This window comes from Streptomyces huasconensis (genome assembly GCF_021028635.1).
Classification (GTDB): domain Bacteria; phylum Actinomycetota; class Actinomycetes; order Streptomycetales; family Streptomycetaceae; genus Streptomyces; species Streptomyces huasconensis.
In genome coordinates this window covers 7,502,311-7,526,454 of the sequence record NZ_CP086119.1, presented here as the reverse complement: position 1 = coordinate 7,526,454, position 24,144 = coordinate 7,502,311, and the positions used below count along the sequence as shown (strand labels likewise).

The following is a 24,144-nucleotide window of genomic DNA, read 5'->3' as shown; positions in this document are numbered from 1 at the left end:
CTCGTTCCGTGACCGCGTCGGTGCCTTTCCGGCGGCACCACCCAGTGGTGTGGAGCGACGGAGGTGACGCAGCGCGAGGCCCGTTGTCCGCCGATGAGGTGGCCGCGTACGACCGGGACGGTTTCCTCGCCTTCGACGCGCTCCTCGACCCGGCCGAAGTGGACGAGTGCCGTCAGGAAATGCGACGTATGGCCGCCAACACCGCTCTGCGTTCCTCCGGGCGGATCGTCGCGGAACCGGACTCCGACGAGATCCGTTCCGTCTTCGAGGTGCACCGGCACAGTGCGGTCTTCGAGCGCGTGGTCCACTCCGGTCGGCTCGCGGACCGGGCCCGGCAGGTCCTCGGTTCGGACGTCTATCTCCACCAGAGCAGGATCAACTACAAGGCCGCCTTCGACGGTTCGAAGTTCGGCTGGCACTCGGACTTCGAGACCTGGCACTCCGAGGACGGCATGCCCGCGCCCCGCGCGCTAAGCTTCTCCGTCGCCCTCACCGACAACCTCCCGTTCAACGGCCCGCTGATGATCATTCCCGGGTCGCAGCGGACCTTCGTGCCCTCGGTCGGCCGGACTCCCCCCGGCTATCACAAGCTGTCGCTGCTGGGGAAGAACCTCCCGGCCGGACCGGCCGACCGTACCGCCGTGGCGGCACTGGCCGAACGGCACGGCATCCGGCAGTTCACCGGAGCGGCGGGCTCCGCCGTCATGTTCGACTGCAACTGCCTGCACGCCTCGGGGGGAAACGTTTCACCGTTTCCCCGGACAAACCTCTTCGTCGTCTACAACAGCGTCGACAACCGGCTGACCAGGCCGTACGCGGCCCCGGAAGCCCGCCCGGGATATCTCGCCGACCGGACCTTCACACCCGTGCCCCGAGCCGAAGACCGGCCGAGTCGATGAGCCGGGCCACTTCGGGCGTGGTGTAGCCGCGCTCGAAGTGGCACGGCTCGGACAGCATCAGGGAGACCAGGCCCAGGAGCAGGCGCGCGTACTCCTCGACCGTGCCGGGCCAGGCGCCCGCGTCGAGCATCCAGGGCTCGCTGCCCGCCGTCGCCTCCGCCCGCCCCGCACGGATGAGCGATTTGGAGAGCTTGGCACCGGAGGGCGCGAGCACTACGGGGGTGAACAGCCGTGCCGGGAGCGCCGCCCCCGGATAGCAGAGGAACGCCTCGTCGAGCAGGCGGCACCCCGCGGCCCAGTCGGCTCCCTTGACCACCACGGCGAGCGCGTCCTCCCGCGCGGCCACACGCTCCTTGAGGAGGTTGCGGTGGAGCGTGCCCGAGCTGAGGTACGCCCCCTCAGCCCTGTCTCCCTCGCTCACCCCGCCTACCCCGCCTGGCTCAACCACCCCGTCCGTGCCGGCGCTCTCGTCGGCCCGCACCCGTACCACGTAGTCGCCGTGGTCCAGGCAGACCGCCGCCAGTTCGGCCCGGTCCGGCCCCACCGCGCGGACCTCGGTGTGCTCGCCGTGCTTCTGCGCCCAGCCGCACTGCGGGCACGGAGGGCTCAGGGGCACCTGACCGTGTGTCGGTGCGAGCACCCACCGCAGGGCGTCCATCCGGTTCAGCGAGTCCAGGAACTCCTGCCGGAACTCCGGCCGGCTCTGCTGCCGGGTGTAGGTCTCGATCTCGTAGGCGACACCCGTGGCCGCGGACAGGGCGTCGAAAAAGCCTCCGTAGTACGTCCGGATCAGTTCCTCTATGCGCTCGCTGCCCAAGGCATGGTGGAAGGAGCGCTCGTAGAGAGTTCCCGTCCGCGCGCACCGCCGTGTCTCGCAGCCGGAGTTGTCCAGGGCGCCGAACCGAAGTGTCACGTCGACGCCGAACCTGTCACGGGCCGTCCGCGCGAGCAGGAACGCGGAGGTCTGCATGACGCTGGTGCCCAGGTGCGGAGCACCGTTGATCTGGACACCGGCATACAGGGACACACGGTCGTGCCCCGTAGCCAGCAGCCGCGGACGGAGGAAGTCGACGCTGTGTTCGACCGCGCCGGTGGTGACGCTGACCGGCGAGACGGGCGATACGGGCACGGTCCGAGCGGTGTTCATGAACGGCCTCTCTTCTTGACGGAACGGATGCCCTCTGGACGGCACGACGGAACGGGATGCCTCGTGGGTGCGGGGCGTGCGGTCACCAGTGGTGGCGCACGGCGGGCTGCGGCAGGTCCACGACACGCAGAGGACCGGCCCAAGGGGGCGAGGCCGCCCCGTCCAGGGCCTCCAGCCGCGTGGTGCGGGAGCGGGCGGCCGTACGCAGCAGCTCCATCAGCCCGTCGCCGGTGAGCCGGTCCTTCTCCGCCGCCGCGCCCTCCGGAGCGGTCCGATGACAGGCCAGGCCGACGATGAAGTAGGCCAGTGGGTACGGGCCCGAGCGCCAGACCACCGCCTCGCCCTGCTCCTCCAGCAGGAACACCTGATCGGGGTGGTCCCGGGTGAAGTCCCCGAAGGGCAGCGGGCACAAGGTGACCGCGCGCACCGTGAAGCCGGCCGACTCCACCATGCCGATCGCCTTCCGAGGGCTGGAGTAGCTGCCGATGGTGAGGCCCAGGCCGTCCCCCAGTGCCCGGCCGTGCGTGATGACGGCGGGGATGAGTTTCAGGCCGTCCGTCCCTCCGCCGACGGACCGGCGCAGGGCGTCCGCCCGGGGGGTGAGGGGGACGTAGGGCGGATTGCTGGTGACGACCAGGGGGCGGCGGAGCGGGGCGGGGGCCGTGGCCAGCAGCTCGACGGGGGACAGCTTGGTGAAGTCACCGCGGGCGAAGGTGACGGGACCGGCGCCGTCGGACGAGGCGTAGTGCTTGCGGGCCCACGCCACGGTCTCCTCTCCCGAGTCGATGCCGTGGACGCGGGCCGCTCCCGCGCGGGCCATGGCCGCCGCGGCGGCGCCGCTGCCGGAGCCGAGGTCCAGGACGGCGCAGCCGTCACTGATGAGGTCCCGCGCGACCCACACGCCGATCTCGGTGTCGGCCGGTTCGAAGAAGACGTGCGAGGACGAGGGCGGGGTCAGGTCGTGCGGCGTCAGATGCCGGTAGGTGGTGACACGGGCCGGTTTCATGGTGTGAGGGCCTCGATCCGTGTGAAGGCGAGTGGGCGGGGTGGCGGATGGGCGGCGGGGAGGGGCCGTGGCGCGGTGAACGCCCGCGACCGCGTGCGCGCGGTGTACGCGGTGTACGCGTGTACGCGGTGTACGGCGCGTCACCGCATGCCGGCGTCCTGGCCGTTCTTCGTATCGGCGTCGCCGCCCCGGCCGCTCACCCACTCCAGGACGGCCATGGCTCCGGCGAGTTTCATGGCCGCCTGCGTCCAGGCCAGGGAGCGGGGCCCGTCCAGGACGTCACCGGCGACCTCGTCGCCGCGGTGGGCGGGCAGGTCGTGCAGGAACAGGGCGTCGGGCCAGCGGCCCATCAGGGAGGCGTCCACATGGAAGGGGCGGAACGTCTCCCGCCAGCCGGCGTCGGGTTTCGACGTGCCGGTCGTCTGCCAACGGGTGGTGTACACGGCGTCCACACGGTCGGACAGGTGTGCCGGGTCGTGCACCTCTTCCAGCGTGGCGCCCACCGCCGCAGCTCTGCGCGACGCCCGCGCCAACTCCCCTACGGGCAGCTCGTATCCGGGCGGGGTGCAGAAGGTGACCCGCGCCCCCGGCACGGCCGCCAGCGCATGGGCCAGGGCGACGGCCGTGTTGTTGCCCTCGCCCATGTACAGGACGCTCACGCCGGCCGGGTCGCCGAGCGCCAGGTGCAGGGTGGCGAGGTCGGTGACTCCCTGCGTGGGGTGTTCTTCGGCCGCCATCGCGTTGATCACCGGCAGGCCGCCCTGGCGGGACAGCTGCCGCAGTTCCGCCAAGGGGCCCGAGGTGCGCGCGACCAGCAGATCGAGCATGCTCCCCAGGACGCGCCCGGTGTCGGCCACCGACTCGCCGGTGTTCAACTGCAGGTCCTGCGGGCCGTAGGTGACGGGAACGGCGCCCAGCCGGATGGCGCCGACCGTGAAGGCCGTACGTGTGCGGGTGGAGGTCTTGGTGAACAGCACACCCGCGACGCGGCCCGACAGCGGCCGGTCGTGTGCGTGCCCGTCCCGGAACAGTTCCACCGATCGCGCGGCCAGCTCCCTGATCACGGCCGGCTCCAGCTCGGCGAGGGAGAACAGGCCGCGGGCGGGAGCGGGACCGGACCAGGCGAACTCGTTGTCCATGCTGTCCCTTTCGGTAGAAGCGGGCGTGAGAGGCGGTGGAGGGGCGGAGGGGTGGAGTCAGGGGCCGGTTCAGTAGAGGGTCAGGGTCCGGCCGAGCCCCAGGCGGACGGCGGCGCCGTACACCGCGCCGAGCAGCCCGACGTCCAGGACGGCCATGCCGAACGGGGAACTGCCCAGAAGAAGGGTGTCGCTCAGACATCGTCACCTCTCGGTCTGCGTCACCGTCGGCCCGCGCGGTTCACGGCAGCAGACCGGCCGCCTCGAACGCCGTGGCGCCGCCCGGCACGGCCATGGCCCCGACTTCCTCGAAGAGCCGCACGGCGTGCCGGGACGCCCTGCGGATGCCCTGGTCGACCGAAGCCGGCGGGTAGGAGTCGTGCACGACGTCCTCGACGGCGGACGGCGCGAGTCCCGCGGCGGTCAATGACGCGCGTACAGGCCGCAGGTCGGGGAGCAGGCTGCACCGGATCAGCTCGGGCAGGCACCGCGCGATGCGGCCGCGCGACCCCGCCGGCTCCCGCGTCCACAGCTCACGGAAGAAGCGGGAGAAGAACGCGTGGTGCCAGCCCTCGTCCTTGGCGTGGTCCCTGACGATGTCCCGGACGACGGTCAGCACATCCGGGTCCTTGGGTATGTCGTTGAGCACCGCGGTGATCAGCGTCTCGAAGACCACGACTTGCAGCAACTGGGCCAGGGCGGGCTCGTACGGCAGGGCCTCCGTCCCGACCGCGTCGAGCCGCCGCAGGAACGGGCCGAAGTCGTACGGCAGTTGCGGCACCCCCGACGCGCGGGAGACCTGCTGGACGACGTCCAGGCTGTAGAGGGAGTGGTACCCCTCGTCGCAGTAGATGCGGTACGCGTCCAGCCGGACGGCGACGTCCGTGTCGGTGCCGCACCGGTTGCCGGCGATGCGGTCCGTGGCACGGTTCACGACACGCGTCTCGAATTGGGCCGTGAAGTCCAGGTACTGGAAGAGATGCCGGGCGAGGAGTTCCCTCCGGCCCGCCTCACCGAGTTCCGTCACCAGCGGATGGTCCAGGTAGGGCACCAGGGCCGGGGGGAAGAAGACGCGCCCGGTCTCCAGTTCGTCCGTCAGATGCCGCCGGGGGCCACTGCGGACACCGGCACGCTGGTACCAGTCCCGTTCCTGCGTACTCAACTCAGCGTCACCTCACCATGGGCAGGGACCTCTTGAGCGGGGTCCCCTTGGGCGGGGCCCTCTTGGACGGAGTCCTCCGTGCCGGGCCGGTCGAAGCCCGGCGCGGCACCGCTCGACGCGTCCAGGACACTCCCACCCGTGATCCCGGCGGCTATGTCGACAGCGGCCAAGTCGTGCTCAGAACGCCACAGTGGGGAGTAGACGGTGTCGAGGTAGCGGTCCCCGCCGTCCGGACACAGGCAGACGATGTCGGTGCGTGCGGGGTCCTCGTGGAACAGCCGCAGAGCCGTCGCGACGAGCGCGCCCGAACTGGAGCCCACGGCGATGCCGGTCGTCTCCTTCAGCCACAGGCACGCGCTGACCGCTTCCGGTGGATCGATGTGCACGGCGGGCCGGTAGCCGTGCGGCAGAAAGGTCGACCTGCGGCTCGCCCCGATTCCCGAAAGCACACGTTCGCCGTGTACGTCGCCCAAGGCCACCGAGCCGACGACATCCACCCCGATCAGTTCCCAGTCCGGCGAGTGGGCGGAGACGTAGTCGCGGAATCCTGCCAGCGTGCCGCCGGTGGACACCGCGACCAGGACGCTCATCGGCTTCGCGGGCAGCTGCGTACGCAGCTCCGGTGCCGTCCACTGGGCGTGGACGGCGGGGTTGGCGGGGTTGGTGTACTGGTTCGGCCAGACGAGTCCCGGTTCACGGCTCACCCGCTGCGCGACATGGGCGAGGCGGTTGAGCAGGAACCCGCCCGCTCCGTCAGGTCGGTCGACCACGACGACCTTGGCCCCCATGACCCGCAGGGCGTTCTGCACCGAGGGGCTGACCCGGGGGTCCACGACGGCGGTGAAGGGCACGTGGAGGGACGCGGCCAGCCCGGCCAGTGCCAGGCCGAGATTGCCCGACGTCGACTCGATCAGACCTATGCGTGCATCGATACGGTCTTTCACGCTCTGCCAGAGAGCGAATGCGGTGCGCCCTTTGATGGAGCCATAGGGATTGTGCGCTTCGAGTTTCAGCCAGAGCGTTCTGGGCGCGCCATCACATATGATGCCCAGCGGCACCACCGGGCTGGGAGACCAGGAACTGTCCGCAGGGCCCGAGTTGCCGGGAAACCGATCCGGAAATATTTCCAAGACGCCTCCGCGGCGTGGTCTCGTCAGGACCGTAAATGGTGCGCGGAACCGCTGTGACGCTTCCACTTCCCAGGCTATGGCGCTGTTCATGACAGCACAAGGAAGGGAACACGCCACGTCCCGATGCCACCCGCGATTATTGGGGGCATATGCCCGGGGACGTCATTTGTCATCCCATGGACGTCATTGGGGCGGCTGTTATTCCTGAGCCCTTGCTGGACTCAACCCGGCATTCGGCGCGAGAGGCGTGCTGTTACGCCTCGCCGGTCCGCGCCTGTTTGTGACAGCACCCGCGGCAGCACCCCCGGCACCGGACGGCCCGGCGAACCACCCCGCAGTGGCGCGGCAAGAACGGCACAGTCATGGTCCGGCCGCACGAGGGCGACCGATGCAGGCGCCCCACCGACACACGCCGGCGAGGGGCGGAGCTGCCGCGCCCGGCCGGACGCCGTCGCGCGGGCGCCGAACTGCCCGCAGCAGGGAGCCCTTTCGTGCGGTGCAGCCAGGTCACAGCCGTGGCCGAGATCAGCCCCAGCACCAGACAGCACAGCCAGGGCAGCACCGTCAGGCCGGTGCGTCTGCCGACGTCGAGGGTCCAGCCCACGAGCGCGTTGCCCCCGGCGGCGGCGAGCCCGGAGAAGACGTAGAAGATGCCGAAGTGGGTGCCGGTCAACCGGGCCGGGCCGAACCGGGGGACCATCTCCATCACCAGGGGGTGCACGATCATGATGCCGACGTGGACCAGCAGTGCTCCGGCGATCACCGGGCAGGCGTTGCGGACCGCCGCGCCCCAGCCGTCCGATGCCCCCGCCCCGCACACCAGCAGAGGCGGCACGAACCCGAAGGCCGTCAGGACGATGCCGCGGGCGATCCACGCCGGGCCGCCGCCGCGCCGCGCGAGCGCCCGGGTGACGCGCAGCTGCCAGACCAGGTTGGCCAGCGCCCCGATCATCAGCACCGCGACGGCCGCCTCCTGACGTCCCGTCGCCTGGCGTGCACCCTCGGGCACCAGTAGATACACCTGGTTCTCCAAGGTGCTCATGCCCGCCATGGCGACGGCGAACGCGAGGAACGGCCGGTTGCCCAGCACCTCCAGCCAGTCCGTGCGGACCGTGGTGTCGCGCCGGGGGGCCTTGCGCGCGGGCAGCGCGTACAGCTGGGCCAGGCACAGGACGGCGAAGACGCCGGCGGCGACGAGGGCGCAGACGCGGAAGTCGACCAGGAGCAGCACCCCGCCCAGGGCCAGGCCCAGCAGTGAGCCGCCGGTGGCGAAGACGGTGAGCAGGGCGAAGGCCTCGGCCCTGCGGGGCCCGGCCTCCTGGGCCACGTAGGTGCGCACCGCCGGGTAGAACAGCGCCCCGGCCAGGCCGCTCAGCGCCGAGGCGGCGAGCAGGATCGGCAGGGTGGAACCGACCGCGAACAGCGCGAACCCCACGGTGCGCAGCATGCAGCCGACGATGATGACGCCGCGGGGGCCGAGCCGGTCGGCCGCGGAACCGCCGAGCACGAACAGGCCCTGCTGGCTGAGGTTCCGCACGCCGAGGATCAGGCCGACCAAGGCCGCCGAAAGCCCCAGATCGTGGCCGAGATAGGTCACCAGAAAGGGGATGAGGAGGTAGAACCCGATGTCCACCCCGAACTGATTGATGAGCAGCAGCCGTACCACGAGCGGAAAGCTGCGGTATGCGCGAAGAGTTTTCATGCCGGTTCCCGTGGGTGGCCCGCGCACGAGTGGCATTCCGGGCCGAGTGGGTGTGGGCGATCCGGCATGAGCGGCAGGAGAAAGAGTCGATCAATGCCGCTTCGGTGTCATACCGCTGACCGCCTCCGTCGATGAGGGAGAGCGGTCGGTCATAACTTCTGGAGCATCATCAACGGTCCCCAAACCGGTTTCTGTACGATTGAACCGGTCTCCGCGCGATTCGCGCTTCCCGGCAGCCTCGCGGCGGATGGCCGGAAAGCACCCGGCCCTCCGCGGGGGCTCTCTACCGGTGTCCTCGAATGGTCTCTACGGTGAGTCGACGATCCGCGGCGCCATTCGACACGCGCGGCGGAATGGGATTCCCACCCTTGGCCAGGAGGCGGGCATGACGGGCAGCACACGTACGGGCAGCGGGTCCGCGCACATGGCGGGCCATGTCATCGTCACCATCGCCGGCACCGGCGAGGCGGACTCACGCGGAGACGGCGGGCCGGCCGGCCGGGCGGCTCTGCATCAGCCCCGGGCCCTGGCGGTCGACGCGTCGGGTGCCCTGTACGTCGCCGAGTGGAAGGGCCACCGGGTCCGGCGGATCGCGCCGGACGGTTCCATCACCACCGTCGCGGGGACCGGCGAGCCCGGCTACGGCGGAGACGGCGGCCCGGCCACCCGGGCGGCACTCAACGAACCCGGAGGGCTGGTCCGCGACGCCGCGGGCCATCTGTACGTCGCCGACTACTGGAACCACCGGGTACGGCGGATCGCACCCGACGGCTGCATCACCACCGTCGCGGGGACCGGCGAGCCCGGCTCCGGCGGAGACGGCGGCCCGGCCACCCGGGCGACACTCAACGAACCCAGGGGGCTGGCCCTGGACGGCGCGGGGACGCTCTATGTCGCCGAGTGGAAAGGGCACCGGGTCCGTGCCATCCGCGCCGACGGCTCCATCACCACCGTCGCGGGGACCGGCGAGCCCGGCTCCGGTCCGGACGGCGTACCGGCCGTCGCCGACGAACTGCACCATCCCATCGACCTCGTGACGGACGCCGAGGGCCGCTTGTACATCGCCGACTGCTTCTCCCACCGGATACGCGTGGTGTCGCCCGACGGGCTGATCACGACGGTGGCGGGAACCGGGAAGCCCGGATACGACGACGCCGGCGGCGCCCCGGCCACCGACACGCCGCTCCACCAGCCACGCGGCGTCGACCTGGACGGCGAGGGCAACCTCTACATCGCCGATTCCCTCAACCAGTGCGTCCGCGTCGTCCTGCCGGACGGCGGCATCGCGACGGTGGCCGGCGGGCCGCCCGGCGAGGACCGGGAGGACGGTCCGGCCGCCGGTGTGCTGCTGCGCTATCCACGGGCGGTGCGCAGCACGCCGGGTGGTGACCTCGTCATCGCCGAGACCGATCGCCATCGGGTTCGTAAGGTCACCACGTCCGGCTGACGCCGTGGTCGGCGGCGGGTGACACAGGGCTGCTTCATGGGGCGGCTCCTCCTGGTGGGACGCAGGGGCCTGCCGGGCGGAGGCCGACCCTCCGGGCACCCGACGGCAAATTGCGACCGCGAACAAGCCTTGCTGCCTCCAGTCTCTCCCTCGTTCCTCGGGCAACGCGCGGTTGAATCAGTACGAGTTAACAAGTGGGACAGTACGAAGAGCCTGCCGTCAGCTGTGGCGTCCGGTCACGGTGACACCTGTGGGCCGTTGGAACAGGGCACCGGAGTTGCGGTGCGGCAGGTCGACGATCCGCAGCAGCTCGAACCCCTGGTTCAGGTAGTAGCGGTGCAGCACGGAGTTGGTCTTCCACGCCTCCAGCCTGAGCCAGGGCTTCTCGCTCCGCGCCGCCAACCGGCCCGCCCAGTTCAGCAGTTGCGCGCCCACCGACTGGCCGGCGGCCGCTCTGCTCACGGCCAGGTCGTGGACGTACAGAGCCGACTCCGGGTCGTCGTCCGCCCACCATTCGAGATCGGCCTGCCGCTGGACGGTCACCGTTCCCACCAGTCGGCCGTCCCGGAAGGCGAGGTGGCAGTCGCCGGCGCGGACGGCCTCTGCCATGCGCCGGCGCCGGGGCGGGTACTGCCACTGGTCGATCCCCTTGGAGGCGAGCCAGCGGCTGGCCTCCAGCCACAGCCCCTCCACGCGGTCCAGTTCACCGGAGCCCGCGGGGCGAATCCGCAGCTCACTCATGACGCATCCGCACCGATGTCGGCACCCAGCCGGCGCAGGGCCACGGCCGCGTAACAGGCGATCCCGGCCGCGAGGGCGTCCTCGTCGATGTCCGCCCGGTCGGAGTGCAGGGCAGGAGCGCGCCCGGGTTCGAGGCCGGGCGGGCACGCGCCCAGAAAGGCGAGGGCTCCCGGGACCGCGTCGAGGACGTAGGAGAAGTCCTCCGCCGTCATCGCCGGGGCGGGCTGTACGTGGACGTGCTCGGCACCGAGCACGTCCGCCGCCGTGCGGAGCACGAAGTCGGTGAACGCCGGGTCGTTGCGGGTCACCGGATACCCCGTCACGATCGACACCTCCGCCGTCGCCCCGTGGGCCGCGGCGACGCCCTGGGCCACCCGGGTGACCACTTCGTGCACGTGTGCGCGTGTCTCGTGCGACAAGGTGCGCAGGGTCCCGGCGAGGGCCACCGTCTCCGGGATGACGCCCGGCATCGAGCCCGCGTTGAGGGAGCTGACCGTGACGACGGCAGGATCGGTGACGCTGACCGTCCTGGTCACCGCCGTCTGCAGGGCGAGGACGACCTCGCAGGCCACGGGCACGGGATCGCACGCCGTGTGTGGTGACGACGCGTGCCCGCCCCGGCCTCGTACGACGATGTGCAGCTTGTCGGAGGCGGCCATCTGCGGGCCGGGGCGCAGCCACAGGCCGCCACTTGGCAGTCCCGGCGTGACGTGCAGGGCGAACGCGGCGGCCACCTCGCGGCCGTGTCCGGCCAGCAGCCCCTCGTCGATCATGTGGCGGGCGCCGTGGTGGCCCTCCTCGCCCGGCTGGAACATGAACACCACGCGCCCGGCGAGGCCGTCGCGGCGCGCGGCGAGCAGCCGGGCGGCGGCGACCAGCATGGCCGTGTGGGCGTCGTGACCGCAGGCGTGCATGACGCCGGGGTTGCGTGAGGCGAACTCCAGGCCGGTGGCCTCGGCGACGGGCAGGGCGTCCATGTCGGCGCGCAGCAGGACCACCGGGCCGTCCCGTGGCCCGTCGAGGGTCGCGGTCACCGACGACAGCCGCCGGCCGGTACGGATGTCCAGGCCCAGGCCGTCCAGCGCCTCCAGGACCTGACGCTGCGTCTGCGGCAGGTGCAGTCCGGTCTCCGGGCGGGCGTGCAGGGCGCGGCGCAGTGCCACGGCGTCGGGCAGGAGCCGCCGGGTCTCGTCCAGGATCATGGTGGGCTCTCCTCCCCGCAGGCCGAGGCCCGCCGGAGCCTTGTGGGGTCGACAGCCCGAGGGCCGGCCCCACCACAGTAGGCAGACCGCCCGGTGCCGGGCAGTTGGCCTCTCCGCCGAGGCCCGCGTTTCGGCCAGCGCGGCGCCATAGGGCGTTGTCCTGTTCGCGCTCCTGTCCGTGGTCCGGGGCACTGGCATGCTCTTCCTGGCTCATCCAGGTGAGGCCCGGGGAGTTCACACCTCCTGGGTTACGGAAGGAGCGAGGGACCGTCATGACCGAACCGGCTGACGACACCACCGGGCAGCCGCCCCGGGCCCCCTGGCAGTGGCGGGAGGAGGAATGGCGCCGCCATGTCGAGCGGGTGCGCGCCGGGCGCAGTCTCAAACCGGCCCGGTGGCCGCACGGCGCCAAGGCCGCCGTGGCGTTCTCCTTCGACCCCGACCACGAGACGATTCCGCTGCGCGACGCGGAGGTGATGCCGGGAAAGCTCTCGCAGGGCGAGTACGGGGCCCGCGTAGGCGTACCGCGCATTCTCCGTCTGCTCGAACGGCACGCCCTGCCCGCGACGTTCTTCATGCCGGCGGTGTCCGCGCTCCTGCGCCCCGAGGAGGCGCGGGGCTATGTGGAACGCGGTCACGAGGTCGCCCTTCACGGCTGGATTCACGAGCGCAACATGGAGCTGGGCCGGCGGGACGAGCGGGACCTCGCCTTCCGCTGCGCGGAGGTACTCGAACGGATCACCGGACAGCGGCCGGTGGGCATCCGCACGCCGTCCTGGGACTTCAGCGAACACACGCTGGACATCACCCTCGAACTCGGCCTGTCGTACGACTCCTCCCTGATGGCCGACGACGACCCGTACGAGGTCCTCTCCTACGGCCGGCCGACGGGACTGGTGGAGATACCGCCCGAGTGGATTCGGGACGACGCCGTCTACTTCAACATGGACCGCTACAGCGCCGTGCGCCCGTACACGATGCCGCGCCACGTACTGGGCCTGTGGCAGGACGAGTTCGACGCCGCCTACGCGGAGGGCGGACTGTTCGAGATCACCCTGCACCCGCATGTCATCGGCCACCGGTCACGGGCCGTCGTCCTGGAGCGGTTGCTGGAGCACGTCTGCGGGCGGCAGGACGTCTGGTACGCGACGCATGCGCAGGTCGCCGACCATGTGCGGCGGGAGGCGGCGCTCGGCGACGGCCTTCCCGCCGCGTGAGCGGCCCACGCCCCCGGCCCGTACGGGTCACCCCAGCGCGCAGCGGGCCAGTGCCGCCAACGCGGTTGCCGTACAGGGTGGTTCGGGCGCCGACCATGCCGCCCGGCAGGCCACCCACAGTGCGTCCTCGCGATCCCCCCGCCCCTTGAGCACCAGTTCGCCGTCGCACACATGGCCCCGCCAGCCGCCGCACCGAAAGCCTCCGGCGTGCTCCTCCACGCGGCGGGCGGGGGCCAGCAGCCCGCGCAGGTCCGCCGCCAGGTGGGTGGGGCGCTGGTGCTCCGGGGCGGTGAGCAGTTCGTACGGTGTGGTGGCACCGGTCAGTACGACGAGGCTGTCGAACCCGGCCGTCCGCGCGCCCTCCACATCGGTGTCCAGCCGGTCGCCGACCATGAGGGGCCGCCGGGCACCGGTCCGGGCCGCGCCCTCCCGCAGCAGCGCGGCGGCCGGTTTGCCCGCCACCAGGGGGACGGCTCCGGTGGCGGCCCGCACCACGCCGGCGAGAGCGCCGTTGCCCGGCGCCGTGCCCCGGTGCGTGGGCGCGTTCGGGTCGGCGTTGGTGACGATCCAGGGCACCCCGCGTCCCACCGCGTACGCCGCCTCGGCGAGTTCGCGCCAGCTGACGGTCGGCGCGAAGCCCTGGACGACGCAGTCCGGCTCGTCATCGGCGGAACGGACGGGCTCCAGCCCGTGGGCACGTAACGCGGCCAGCAGCCCCTCGCCCCCGATGGCCAGGACCCGGACCACGGGCGGGCGCAGCTCCGCGGCCAGGCGGGCAGCGGCCTGCGCCGAGGTCACGACGTCGTCCTCCGCCACCGGCAGCCCGAGCCGCCGCAGGTGTTCGCCGACCGCCCGGGGCGTTCGGTAGGCGTTGTTCGTGACGTAGGCCAGACGCATTCCGAGGGCCTCGGCGCGGGCGAGCGAAGGGGCGGCGTGCTCGACCGCGTACGGACCCACGTAGACGACGCCGTCGAGGTCCAGCAGCGCGGTGTCGTAGGCCCGCGCCAGCGGGAGGGGTAGTGGTTCGCCGTCCACGGCGGAGTGCCGGGTCATCGCACCGTCCTGGATCAGTCGGAGACCGCTCGGCGGAGGCAGCGCCCAGGCGGAAGGAAGACCGCCGGACGCGTACGGGCGTACCGCACCATCATGACAAGAGCGGACAACCGGCACAATGGCCCACGATCACCGGCCCTGCGAGCGGGGGCGGTCCGTCGAGTTCGGCGGGCACTTCGTGGTGGGCACGTTGGTACTGCTCGACGCGGTCCTCACGGACCCTGGTGTGCAGGGCGGTACTCAAGGGGCGTCCGCCGCCCAGAACGTGCCGTCGGGGTACCGGTAGGTCGCGATCGACTCCGGTCGCATCGTCGCCGAGAAGCCGGGGGCGTGAGGGGCGGCGTAGTGTCCGCCCACCATGCGCACCGGGTCCTCGAAGTGCTCGTGGAGATGGTCGACGTACTCGATCACCCGGTGCTCGGTGGTGCCGGACAGTGCCACGTAGTCGAACATCGACAGGTGCTGGACCAGCTCGCACAGGCCCACTCCGCCCGCGTGCGGACACACCGGCACGCCGTACCGGGCCGCGAGCAGCAGGATGGCCAGGTTCTCGTTGACGCCGCCGACCCGGGCCGCGTCCATCTGCAGTACGTCCACCGCGCCCGTCTGGAGCAGCTGTTTGAAGACGATGCGGTTCTGTACGTGTTCACCGGTGGCGACCTTCACCGGGTGCACCGCCCGGCGGATCGCGGCGTGGCCGAGGACGTCGTCGGGGCTGGTGGGCTCCTCGATCCAGTACGGGTCGAACGGGGCCAGAGCGCTCGTCCACGCCACGGCCTCGCGCACGCCCCACCGCTGGTTGGCGTCGACGGCGATCCGGATGTCGGGGCCCACCGCCTCCCGCGCCGTCCGCATGCGTCGGATGTCGTCGTGGAGGTCGGCGCCGACCTTCAGCTTGATCTGGGTGAAGCCGTCGGCGACGGCTTCCTTGGCGAGCCGGGTCAGCTTGGCATCGGAGTAGCCGAGCCAGCCGGGCGAGGTGGTGTAGCCGGGATAGCCGTGCTTCCGCAAGGCGGCCTCGCGCCGTGCGGCGCCGTTCCGGCCGCGGCGCAGGAGCGCGAGGGCCTGGTCGGGGGTGAGGGCGTCCTCGATGTAGCGGAAGTCGACCTGGCTCGCCAGCCACTCGGGCCCGGCGTCGGCGAGGAACCGCCACAGCGGCTTGCCGTCGCGCTTGGCCGCCAGGTCCCAGGTGGCGTTGACGACGGCCCCGATGGCCATGTGCATCACGCCCTTCTCCGGCCCGAGCCAGCGCAGTTGGCTGTCCCCCACCAGGTCGCGGCTGACCGAGCCGGGATCGGCACACATGTCGTCGACGCGGCGGCCGATCAGGTGGGGCCGGAGCGCGTCCAGGGCGGCGACCTGGATCTCGTTGCCTCGGCCGATGGTGAAGGTGAAGCCGTGCCCTTCGAGCCCGTCACCCGCGTCGGTGCGGAGCACCGCATAGGCGGCGGAGTAGTCGGGGTCGGGGTTCATGGCGTCGGAGCCGTCCAGTTCCCGCGAGGTGGGGAAGCGGATGTCATACGTGTCGACGGCGGTGATCCGCGAACCGGCGGACAGCTGGTGGGGAGTTACGCTCACAGGTGTGCCTTTCGGGCGGATACGAAGGTGTGCGCGCCGGCTGCCGAGCCCGCCGCCCTGCGGTCATGAAGCCATTCGGGCCGTTCGGGCCGTTCGGGCCGCTCAGTCCGCGGAGACGGGGTGGACGGCGAGGACCCGGCCCTCCGCCGTGACGCATATTTATCAGACCACTTGACGCGCGCAACACCCTCAGACCCACAATTCCCGGCCGGAACACGCACATTGGTCGGACTACTTTACTGAGTAGACTGCCGCGACACCGGTCATCGGAGAGGGGCACCATGGAGGTCGCGACCCCCGTCAAGGGGACCGTCACACAGCGGGCCATCGGGCAGATCAAGCAGATGATCGCCGACGGGACGCTGGAGCCGGGGCAGCGGCTGCCCACCGAGCGCGACCTCGCGGCCCGCCTCGGCCTGTCCCGCAGCTCGATGCGGGAGGCCATCCGCGCGCTGACCGTGCTCGGCGTACTGGAGGCGCGGCACGGTTCCGGGATCTACGTGACGCGGCTGGAGGCCAGTGATCTCCTGGAGACGTTCGGCCTGGTCGCGGAGATCTCGCCCAAGGCGGCGCTGGTCGAACTGCTCGAAGTGCGCCGGATTCTGGAGTCCGCGGCGACCGCTCAGGCCGCCGCCCGGATCGACGAGGAACAGCTGGCCACGGTGGCCGGTCATCTGACCGCGATGCACGAGACCTCCGACGCGGAGGACTTCATCACCGCCGACATGGCCTTCCACGGGGCCATCACCCGGGCCGCGGGGAACGACGTGCTCGCCGCCATCATCGAGCGGCTCTCCTCACGGACCTTCCGCGCCCGGATGCAGCGCGGCCACGAGGACGCCGACGCCTTCGCGCAGGCCCGCGAGGACCACGGACGGATCTACCGCGCACTTCAGGCGAGGGACCCGGAGGCGGCACGGTCGGCCGCGGGGGCGCATGTGCGCGTGGTGGAGGAGTGGTTGCGCTCGCAGCTCGACTGACGCCCGCGGCCTCCCGCCCTGGCGGGTCAGATCGGCGAGTAGTCGGCCTTGTCCGTCCATCCCGTCTCACACCGGTACAGGGTGAACGGGGTGGTGTACCCGTGGGCGGCGCCCAGCCGGTTGTACTCGGTCACGGTGACGCGCTGCGCCACGTAGTGGTCGGTCGCGGTGCCGATGGCGGTGTCGGAGTAGGGCGGGGCCGTCGGCGTCGGGCTCGGGGTCGGGGTCGGCGTGGGTGAGGCGCTGTCGTCGATGCCCCAGAAGCGGACGAGGTGGTACGCGGAGCAGATGTTCACGTCCAGGACGTACGCGGCCGCGGTGCCGCACTGGGCCGGCCCTGTGCCGGGGTCGACGGGCTGGCCGTGCCCCATGCCGGTGATCTGATAGGTCTCGACGGTGCTGCCGTAGACCCGGTGGGGGTAGCCGCCGACCGTGTCCGTGGTGTCCGGCGTCTGGTCGGTGCCGTTGGCATCGGTGAACTGCTCCATGAGTTCGGTGGCGTTCATGGGCCGCACGGTCGAGTCCGTGGTGCCGTGCCAGATCGACACCTTCGGGCGCGGCCCCGCGTACGCCGGGAAGGCCGCCCTGACCTTGTCTCCCCACTCCTTGGGACTCTTGTTGACGCCGGGGCTCATGCAACTGAGGGCGGCGGCAACCGAGTTGGCGCAGCCGTGGGGCAGCCCTGCGATCACTCCCCCGCCCGAGAAGACGTCGGGGTAGGCCGCCAGCATGGCGGAGGTCATCCCTCCCCCGGCCGAGAGTCCGCTGACGTAGGCGCTCGTCGAGCCGTGGTCCCGCTTCGTACGCTCGACCATCTGCTTGATCGACAGCGCTTCCCCGGAGTCCCGCCGGGTGTCGCCGGATTCGAACCAGTTGAAGCACGCGTTCATGTTGTTCGCCGTCTGCTGTTGCGGGAAGACCACGGTGAACTTGTACGTGTCGGCCAGCCGCATCCAGCCGGTGGCGGCCGCGTAACCGGAGGCGTTCTGGGTGCAGCCGTGCAGGGCCACGACGACGGGGCGTCCGTCGGTCAGCCCCGGGGGCGCGTAGCGGAACATGCGCAGGTTGCCCGGGTTGGAGCCAAAGCCCGTCACCTCTCCGGGAGTTGTTTCCGCCCGGGCCGGGCTGGACATGGCCACGACGGACAGCGCGGCCAGCAGCAGTACCGCCACGCCCGCGGCCACTGCCGCGGTGAGTGCCGCGGCCGGTCGGCGGCCGGGCCCTGCTGCGGGTTCGATGACATGGGACGGCATGGCGGCTCCTCGGGTGACTCGACTGTGGGGGCCCGGACCACTGCCGGTGTGTGGGGGCCGAAAGCGGTCGGGTGTCCGGAACCGTAGGTGGCGGCCGGGTGTGAGCGACATGGCAGGGATCACCACAGTCGGGTCGGCTCCGGGTGGCCGCGGGAGGGGTTGTGGCACTGGTGGGCGGGTGCTATCGGCGAGCCGGACCGGGGCGGGGGCGGCGGGGCTGACGGTGGGTCGGGCCGCTGTGGCCGCCCGGCGCCGACGCGGCGACGCACCTGTCCACCTGTCCGCGGACGCTTCGGGCCCGGCAGGCATGGGCAGTTCCGCCACTCGCGAGCGGGGCATTGTGGTGGTCGCCCCCATAGGAGAGCCGGCGCGGCGACCCTACTGTTTCCGGCCATGACCAGCGAACTCACCTCCCCGCACACGCCCAGGCCGGCCGCCTCGCCCCTCTCGGCCGCGCACGGCGTGGACCTGTCGGGCCGTGCCGCACTGGTGACCGGCGGCGGCAGCGGCATCGGCCTGGCGTGCGCCGCCGCCCTCGCCGCGGCCGGCGCCGAGGTCCACGTGGTCGACCTGGATGCCGGGAAGGCCACGGCGGTCGCCGACACCGTCGGAGGGACGCCACATGTCGCCGACCTGGCCGACCCCGCCGTGATCGACGCGCTGCCCGAGGACATCGACATCCTCGTCAACAACGCCGGGCTCCAGCACGTCGCCCCGCTCCCGGAGTTCCCGCCGGAGCGCTTCGTCCTCATGCAGCAGGTGATGGTCACCGCCCCGTTCCTGCTGATCCGCCGCGTGCTGCCGCACATGTACGCCGGTGGCTGGGGCCGCGTGGTCAACATCTCCAGCGTCCACGGCCTGCGCGCCAGTGCGTACAAATCCGCCTACGTCACGGCCAAGCACGCCTTGGAGGGCCTGAGCAAGGTCACCGCTGTCGAGGGCGCCCCGCACGGCGTGACCAGCAACTGCGTGAGCCCCGGCTACGTCCGCACCCCTCTGGTCGAGAGCCAGATCCACGATCAGGCGGCGGTCCACGGCATCAGCGCCGACGACGTCCTCTCCGACGTCCTGCTCTCCCGCGCCCCGGTCAAGCGGCTCCTGGAAACCGAAGAGGTCGCGGCCGCCGTCCTGTGGCTCTGCGGGCCGCACACCAGCTACATCACCGGCACGTCCCTGCCCCTGGACGGCGGCTGGGGAGCCAACTGAGCCCCCCGGCCCCGCCTTTCACCCGCCGCACACATCCCCGCCCCTCCCCGTCCGTCTCCCTCCCCGCCCCTCCCCGCACCCGAAACTGGTGACACATGTCCGACGCACCGGCCACCGGTCCCGCCGCCCCCGGCCGCTCCACCGGGATCGCCCGCATCGTCAGCGCGAGCCTCATCGGCACCACCATCGAGTGGTACGACTTCTTCCTCTACGGCTCCGCCGCCGCCCTGGTGTTCAACACCCTCTTCTTCCCCACCGCCGACCCGCTCGTGGGCACCCTGATCGCCTTCATCACGTACGCGATCGGATTCGCCGCCCGGCCGCTGGGCGGTGTGGTCTTCGGGCACTTCGGCGACAAGATCGGCCGTAAGAAGCTGCTCGTCATCAGCCTGCTCATGATGGGGGGCGCCACCTTCGCCATGGGTCTGCTGCCCACGTACGAGACGCTCGGCGTGGGCGCGCCGATCCTGCTCACCGTGCTGCGCCTCGTCCAGGGCTTCGCGCTGGGCGGCGAGTGGGGCGGCGCGGTGCTCATCGTCTCCGAGCACGGCGGCGACGAGCGGCGTGGCTTCTGGGCGTCGTGGCCGCAGGCCGGGGCCCCGGGCGGCAACCTCCTGGCCACCGGTGTCCTCGCGCTGCTCGCCGCCGTGCAGTCGGAGGAGGCGTTCCTGGCGTGGGGCTGGCGCGTGCCGTTCCTGCTCTCCGGTGTCCTGGTGCTGCTCGGCCTGTACATCCGCGTCTCCGTCTCCGAGTCGCCCGTCTTCCTCGCCGCCCAGGCCAAGGCGCGGGCCGACGCCGCCCGTGGCGTCAAGGAGGAGGCCCCGGTGATCGAGGTGTTCCGGCGCAGCTGGCGGGAGGTCCTCACCGCCATCGGCACCCGGTTCGGCGAGAACATCTCCTACTACGTCCTCACCGCCTTCCTCCTCGTCTATGTCACCAACCACCTCGAACTCCCCAAGAGCACCGCGCTGAACGCCGTACTGATCGCCTCGGCGGTCCACTTCGTCACCATCCCCCTGTGGGGCGCGCTCTCCGACCGCGTCGGCCGCAGGCCGGTCACCCTGATCGGCTCGGTCGGCATGGCGCTGTGGGCCTTCGCCTTCTTCGCCCTGCTCGACTCGAAGTCGTTCGCCGTAATCACCCTCGCGGTGACGGTCGGGTTGCTGCTGCACGGCGCGATGTACGGCCCGCAGGCCGCCTTCATCTCGGAACTGTTCGACACCAAGGTCCGCTACTCCGGCGCGTCGATGGGCTCCCAGCTCGCCTCGATCGTCGCGGGCGCGCTGGCACCGATCATCGCGGTCGAACTCCTCAAGGAGTACGACTCCGCCACCCCCGTCGCCCTGTATCTCAGCCTGGCCGCGGTCGTCACCACCGTCACCGTCGCCCTCGCCAGGGAGACCCGCGGCCGGGACCTCACCACCACGACGGCCGCCGCCTCCCCCGGCCGCACGCGGCGGCCCGAGCCGGAGGCCGTCGGCACGGACACCGTCTGAGATCCGCTGCCTCGGTGAGCCGTCAGCCGCATCCGCCGCCCGCCCCGTACTCCGTGCAGGCGTCGACGAGCCAGGCGGCGAGGTAGGAGGCGAAGGAGGAGCGGGCCAGCAGCCGGACGGCGGTGGCGGTGTCGTCCCGCACCACCAGGGTGACCGGGGCCTGGGCCAGCAGGGTGTTCAGGCACGAGCCGACGGGTGTGACCCGCGGGTCGAGATCGACGGCGCAGCCGTGGGCCAGCACCGTGCGCACCAGCCGCCCGGACAGCGCCAGCGTGGTGCGCTGCGCCGAGACGTCGGTGACGGTGGCGAACTCCTCGCCGACCGCCGACCGCAGCCGGGTGAGGAGGTCGTGCCGCGGGCCGTCGGTAGCGACCAGCAGCCATTCGTCCGGGCCCATCCACAGCGCCTCGACACCGGCATCGCCGGACAAATGGGCGCTCACCGGGCCCGGCAGCGTGATGCCCAGGACGCCCTCGACGGCCTTCGCCGCCGGGCCGCCCGGCTGTGCCCGCAGGGTGAGCTGGGTCAGGAAGGGCAGTTCCGTCACCCGCAGGCCTCCGGGCAGCCGCGCCAGGCTGTCCTGCCAGGCGGCGAGCGGACTGCGGCGCGCGGGCGTGGGCTCGGGGGTGGGCGTCTCAACCGTCACGGCGAGTCCCCTCCTTGTCGAAGAGCACGGGGTCGGTGACGGTCACCGGGACGGTGCGGCCGTCCAGCGGCACGTAGAGCGTCTCACCGATGCGTTCGGTTCCGGCGCGCACCAGGGCCAGCGCGAACGTCCGCCCCAAGGCATCGCTGCGATAGCTGGAGGTGACGTGGCCGAGCATGGGGACCGGCGGCTCCGGGATGCCGCTGGTGGCGATGATTTGGGCGCCTTCCGGCAGCAGGACCCGCTCGTCGGCCGGGAGCAGGCCCACCAGTTGCTTGCGGTCGCCGCGCCGGTTCTCCGCGCGGCGGAAGGACCGCTTGCCGATGAAGTCGGCCTTCTTCTTGGACACGGCCCACGACATCCCCAGGTCCTGCGGGGTGACGGTGCCGTCGGTGTCCTGCCCGATGACGGGGTATCCCTTCTCCGCGCGCAGCACGTGCATGGCCTCGGTGCCGTACGGGGTGATGCCGTAGGGGGCGCCCGCCTCGTACAGGGCCTGCCATACGGTGATGCCGTACCAGGCGGGGACGTTGATCTCGTAGGCGAGTTCGCCGGAGAAGCTGATGCGGCACACGCGCGCCGGGACGCCGACGACGGCGGTGTCGCGCCAGGACATGAAGGGGAAGGCGTCCTTGCCGGTGTCCAGGCCGGGAGCGACCAGGGCCAGTACGTCGCGGGAGCGCGGGCCGACCAGGGGGATGGTCGCCCAGTGCTCGGTGACGGAGGTGAGGTGGACGCGCAGCTCGGGCCACTCCGTCTGGAGCCACTCCTCCATCCACTCCAGGACCTTGGCGGCGTTGCCGGTGGTCGTGATCAGCAGGAACTCCCGTTCGGCGGCCCGGAGCACGGTGCCGTCGTCCAGGACCATGCCGTCGACGCCGCACATCACGCCGTACCGGACGCGGCCGACCGTGAGCGTGCTCATCATGTTCGTGTAGAGGCGGTCGAGGAGGACGCCCGCGTCCGGGCCCTGGACGTTGATCTTGCCGAGCGTGGAGCCGTCCATCATGGCGACGCCCGTGCGGGCGGCCCGGCACTCGCGCACCACCGCGTCCTCCATCGTCTCGTCCGCCCGCGGGTAGTACCAGGGGCGCTTCCACTGGCCGACGTTCTCGAACCGGGCGCCGTGCTCGACATGCCAGGGGTGCAGCGCGGTCACCCGTACCGGGTCGAACAGTTCCCCCCGGTTGCGGCCCGCGAGGGCGGCGAAGGCCACCGGCACGGCGGGCGGACGCGGGCGCGTCGTGCCGAGGTCGGCGATGTCCACCCCGAGTGCCTCGGCGACGATGCCCGACGCCATCACACCCGACGTGCGTCCCTGGTCGTGTGCGGTGCCGATCGTGGTGTACCGCTTGACGTGTTCCATCGAGCGCAGGCCCGCCCCGACCGCCCGCAGGACGTCGGAGACGAGGGCGTCGCGTTGCAGGTCGACGAACTGGTGCGAGCCGTCCCGCCCGTCCCGCGGGCTCGGGACACGCCACAGCACCCGGCCCGGCGCTCCTTCCGGCAGCGGGCCGGTGCTCGGCAGGGCGACCGCCCGGCCCGTCCTGCCGAGGGCCGCCAGGGCCTGCCGGGCGGCTTCGGTGCCGTCGGCGAGGCAGCCCGCCAGTGTGGCCGTCCCGGCGGCCGATCCCGCCGTACGGACCGTCTCCAGCGCCCGCGCGGGCACGAAGGCACCGGTTCCGGAGTCGTGGCGCAGTGCGCCGCCCGCCTGGCTGAACAGGGACACCGCCGGGTTCCAGCCCCCGGAGACCAGCAGCAGGTCGCAGTCCACGCCCTGGCGTCGGCCTGGGCGCCCCTGGCCGAAGGGCGCGAGGTGGGCGCGGGAGATACGTGTGATGCCGCTGGTTTTGGTGACGACGTGCCCCGCGCGCAGCTCGACGCCCCGCTCGTCGCACGCGGCGCGCCAGTGCGTCGGCACGTCCTCGCGGGCGTCGGCCACCGCGGCGATCCGTATGCCCGCGGCGGCCAGTTCGAGCGCCGCCGGGTAGGCGCTGTCGTTCGTGGTGAAGACGACGGCCCGCGATCCGGGCAGCACGCCGAAGCGGTTGAGGTAGGTGCGCGCCGCGCCGGCCAGCATGATGCCGGGGCGGTCGTTGTCGTCGAAGGCGACCGGACGCTCGTAGGCACCGGTGGCGTATACGACCTGGCGGGCGCGGATGCGCCAGATCCGCTGCCGCGAGACGTGGGCGGGCGCCGCCGCGCCGAGGTGGTCGGTGCGCTTCTCCAGGGCGAGGACGAGTCCGTCGTCGTAGTGGCCGAAGGCCGTGGTGCGCGGGAGGACCTGTACGTCGGCGCAGGCGCCGAGTTCGGTGACGACCTCGCTGACCCACTCGGTCGCGGCCTTGCCGTCCAGCAGTTCCTGGGTGCCGAGCAATGACCCGCCGGGTTGCGGGAGTTCGTCGACGAGGATGACGCGGGCACCGGACCGGGCGGCGGTCAGCGTGGCGGTGAGCCCGGCCGGACCCGCGCCGACGACCAGGACGTCGCAGTGGGCGTGCAGGGTGTCGTGGCGGGCCGGGTCGTGGGTGCCGCTGAGGCGGCCCCGGCCGGACAGGCCCCGGGCGACCAGGCCGTCGTACAGCTCCACGGTGGTGGCCGTGAGCATGGGCTCGGGGAAGGGGGCCTCGATCTGCACGAGCGCGTTGGGCTCCTCGGCTCCGGCGGCCAGGACGCCGCGCGGACGTCCGTACGTGATGCTGTCGGCCACGTGGTGGACGCCGTTGGCGAGCAGGGCGGAGGCGAGGGTGTCGCCAGGGTGACCGGCGCAGGCGGTGTCGTCGAAGACGAAGGAGAGCGTGGTGGTGCGGTCGATGTGACCGAGGCCGTGGGCGCGGAACGGGGTGCTCATCGGCTGGTCTCCGTGTGCGGTCGCCGGTCGCGGACGTCGTACACGGCGAGGAACTCGTGGGTGGCGGTGTCGCGTACGGCGTTGAACCAGCGCCGGCAGCCGGCCGTGTGCACCCAGCGCTCGGCGAACGGGCCCTTGGGGTTGTCGCGGAAGAAGACGTACTGGGCCCACTGCTCGTCGTCGAGCGCGTACGGGTCCTCGGGGTAGGCCACGTGTGCCTGCCCTCCGTAGCGGAACTCGATCTCCTCGCGCTCACCGCACCAGGGGCAGGTGATGAGCTGCACGGGAACCT

General features: G+C 71.8%; 20 protein-coding genes. 6 read left to right on the top strand and 14 right to left on the bottom strand.

Annotated elements, in window-relative coordinates; genetic code table 11:
• Positions 1–83 precede the first annotated feature (83 nt).
• Positions 84–899 (top strand): ectoine hydroxylase, encoded by an 816-nt coding sequence (gene thpD / locus J2N69_RS33585; RefSeq protein ID WP_230904083.1) that lies wholly within the window; start codon positions 84–86, stop codon positions 897–899.
• Here thpD and J2N69_RS33580 read toward each other — a convergent pair.
• From J2N69_RS33580 to J2N69_RS33555, 6 genes are all read right to left on the bottom strand, one after another.
• A complete protein-coding gene (locus J2N69_RS33580) occupies positions 859–2,046 on the bottom strand; it encodes a hypothetical protein (protein WP_230904082.1) in 1,188 nt (395 codons plus the stop codon). The two genes, thpD and J2N69_RS33580, sit on opposite strands and share 41 nt — an antisense overlap.
• Positions 2,047–2,128: 82 nt before the next feature.
• Positions 2,129–3,052, bottom strand: coding sequence for a methyltransferase domain-containing protein (locus tag J2N69_RS33575; protein WP_230904081.1), 924 nt, complete (start codon positions 3,050–3,052; stop codon positions 2,129–2,131).
• Between the two features lie 140 nt (positions 3,053–3,192).
• Positions 3,193–4,191 (bottom strand): ornithine carbamoyltransferase, encoded by a 999-nt coding sequence (locus J2N69_RS33570; protein WP_230904080.1) that lies wholly within the window; start codon positions 4,189–4,191, stop codon positions 3,193–3,195.
• Positions 4,192–4,429: 238 nt separating this feature from the next.
• On the bottom strand, positions 4,430–5,350 hold the full coding sequence (locus J2N69_RS33565) for a diiron oxygenase (protein ID WP_230904079.1): 921 nt from the start codon (positions 5,348–5,350) through the stop codon (positions 4,430–4,432).
• Positions 5,347–6,570 carry a pyridoxal-phosphate dependent enzyme gene (locus J2N69_RS33560; RefSeq protein WP_230904078.1) on the bottom strand — a complete coding sequence of 408 codons (1,224 nt, stop codon included), beginning with the start codon at positions 6,568–6,570 and terminating at the stop codon, positions 5,347–5,349. Before J2N69_RS33560 ends, J2N69_RS33565 begins: the two co-directional genes overlap by 4 nt.
• Positions 6,571–6,733: 163 nt before the next feature.
• Positions 6,734–8,182: an MFS transporter gene (locus J2N69_RS33555; RefSeq protein WP_230904077.1), complete on the bottom strand. Its 1,449-nt coding sequence runs from the start codon at positions 8,180–8,182 to the stop codon at positions 6,734–6,736.
• Between the two features lie 385 nt (positions 8,183–8,567).
• Here J2N69_RS33555 and J2N69_RS33550 point away from each other — a divergent pair, with 385 nt between their 5' ends.
• Entirely contained in the window at positions 8,568–9,629 is a 1,062-nt protein-coding gene (locus J2N69_RS33550; RefSeq protein ID WP_230904076.1) for an NHL domain-containing protein, read from the top strand.
• A gap of 219 nt (positions 9,630–9,848) precedes the next feature.
• On the opposite strand, the gene J2N69_RS33545 is transcribed toward J2N69_RS33550, so the two are convergent.
• Entirely contained in the window at positions 9,849–10,370 is a 522-nt protein-coding gene (locus J2N69_RS33545) for a GNAT family N-acetyltransferase (RefSeq protein ID WP_230904075.1), read from the bottom strand.
• Complete coding sequence (locus J2N69_RS33540; protein WP_230904074.1) at positions 10,367–11,572, bottom strand: M20 metallopeptidase family protein; 1,206 nt, start codon at positions 11,570–11,572, stop codon at positions 10,367–10,369. The genes J2N69_RS33545 and J2N69_RS33540 overlap by 4 nt, the downstream gene beginning before the upstream one ends.
• A 272-nt stretch (positions 11,573–11,844) precedes the next feature.
• On the opposite strand from J2N69_RS33540, the gene J2N69_RS33535 reads away from it, so the two are divergent.
• The gene (locus J2N69_RS33535) at positions 11,845–12,789 is read left to right on the top strand and encodes a polysaccharide deacetylase family protein (protein ID WP_230904073.1); all 945 of its coding nucleotides are present in this window, start codon (positions 11,845–11,847) and stop codon (positions 12,787–12,789) included.
• Positions 12,790–12,816: 27 nt separating this feature from the next.
• Here J2N69_RS33535 and J2N69_RS33530 read toward each other — a convergent pair whose 3' ends face one another.
• The gene (locus J2N69_RS33530; RefSeq protein ID WP_230904072.1) at positions 12,817–13,842 is read right to left on the bottom strand and encodes an HAD-IIA family hydrolase; all 1,026 of its coding nucleotides are present in this window, start codon (positions 13,840–13,842) and stop codon (positions 12,817–12,819) included.
• Positions 13,843–14,082: 240 nt separating this feature from the next.
• Entirely contained in the window at positions 14,083–15,420 is a 1,338-nt protein-coding gene (locus J2N69_RS33525; protein WP_230904071.1) for an enolase C-terminal domain-like protein, read from the bottom strand.
• Between the two features lie 281 nt (positions 15,421–15,701).
• On the opposite strand from J2N69_RS33525, the gene J2N69_RS33520 reads away from it, so the two are divergent.
• Positions 15,702–16,400, top strand: coding sequence for a FadR/GntR family transcriptional regulator (locus J2N69_RS33520; RefSeq protein ID WP_230904070.1), 699 nt, complete (start codon positions 15,702–15,704; stop codon positions 16,398–16,400).
• Positions 16,401–16,426: 26 nt separating this feature from the next.
• Here J2N69_RS33520 and J2N69_RS33515 read toward each other — a convergent pair whose 3' ends face one another.
• Positions 16,427–17,653, bottom strand: a complete 1,227-nt coding sequence (locus tag J2N69_RS33515) for an extracellular catalytic domain type 1 short-chain-length polyhydroxyalkanoate depolymerase (protein ID WP_230904069.1) — start codon at positions 17,651–17,653, stop codon at positions 16,427–16,429.
• 393 nt (positions 17,654–18,046) lie between these two features.
• Here J2N69_RS33515 and J2N69_RS33510 point away from each other — a divergent pair, with 393 nt between their 5' ends.
• A complete protein-coding gene (locus J2N69_RS33510; RefSeq protein ID WP_408056846.1) occupies positions 18,047–18,859 on the top strand; it encodes a 3-hydroxybutyrate dehydrogenase in 813 nt (270 codons plus the stop codon).
• 95 nt (positions 18,860–18,954) lie between these two features.
• A complete protein-coding gene (locus J2N69_RS33505; RefSeq protein ID WP_230904068.1) occupies positions 18,955–20,355 on the top strand; it encodes an MFS transporter in 1,401 nt (466 codons plus the stop codon).
• A gap of 22 nt (positions 20,356–20,377) precedes the next feature.
• Here the strand turns inward: J2N69_RS33505 and J2N69_RS33500 are convergent, their stop codons facing one another.
• The 3 genes from J2N69_RS33500 to J2N69_RS33490 are packed head-to-tail and all read right to left on the bottom strand — an operon-like array spanning position 20,378 to position 24,136.
• On the bottom strand, positions 20,378–21,001 hold the full coding sequence (locus tag J2N69_RS33500) for a sarcosine oxidase subunit gamma (RefSeq protein ID WP_230904067.1): 624 nt from the start codon (positions 20,999–21,001) through the stop codon (positions 20,378–20,380).
• A complete protein-coding gene (locus tag J2N69_RS33495) occupies positions 20,991–23,852 on the bottom strand; it encodes a 2Fe-2S iron-sulfur cluster-binding protein (protein ID WP_230904066.1) in 2,862 nt (953 codons plus the stop codon). Before J2N69_RS33495 ends, J2N69_RS33500 begins: the two co-directional genes overlap by 11 nt.
• Positions 23,849–24,136 (bottom strand): sarcosine oxidase subunit delta, encoded by a 288-nt coding sequence (locus J2N69_RS33490; protein ID WP_230904065.1) that lies wholly within the window; start codon positions 24,134–24,136, stop codon positions 23,849–23,851. The genes J2N69_RS33495 and J2N69_RS33490 overlap by 4 nt, the downstream gene beginning before the upstream one ends.
• Between the last annotated feature and the right edge of the window lie 8 nt (positions 24,137–24,144).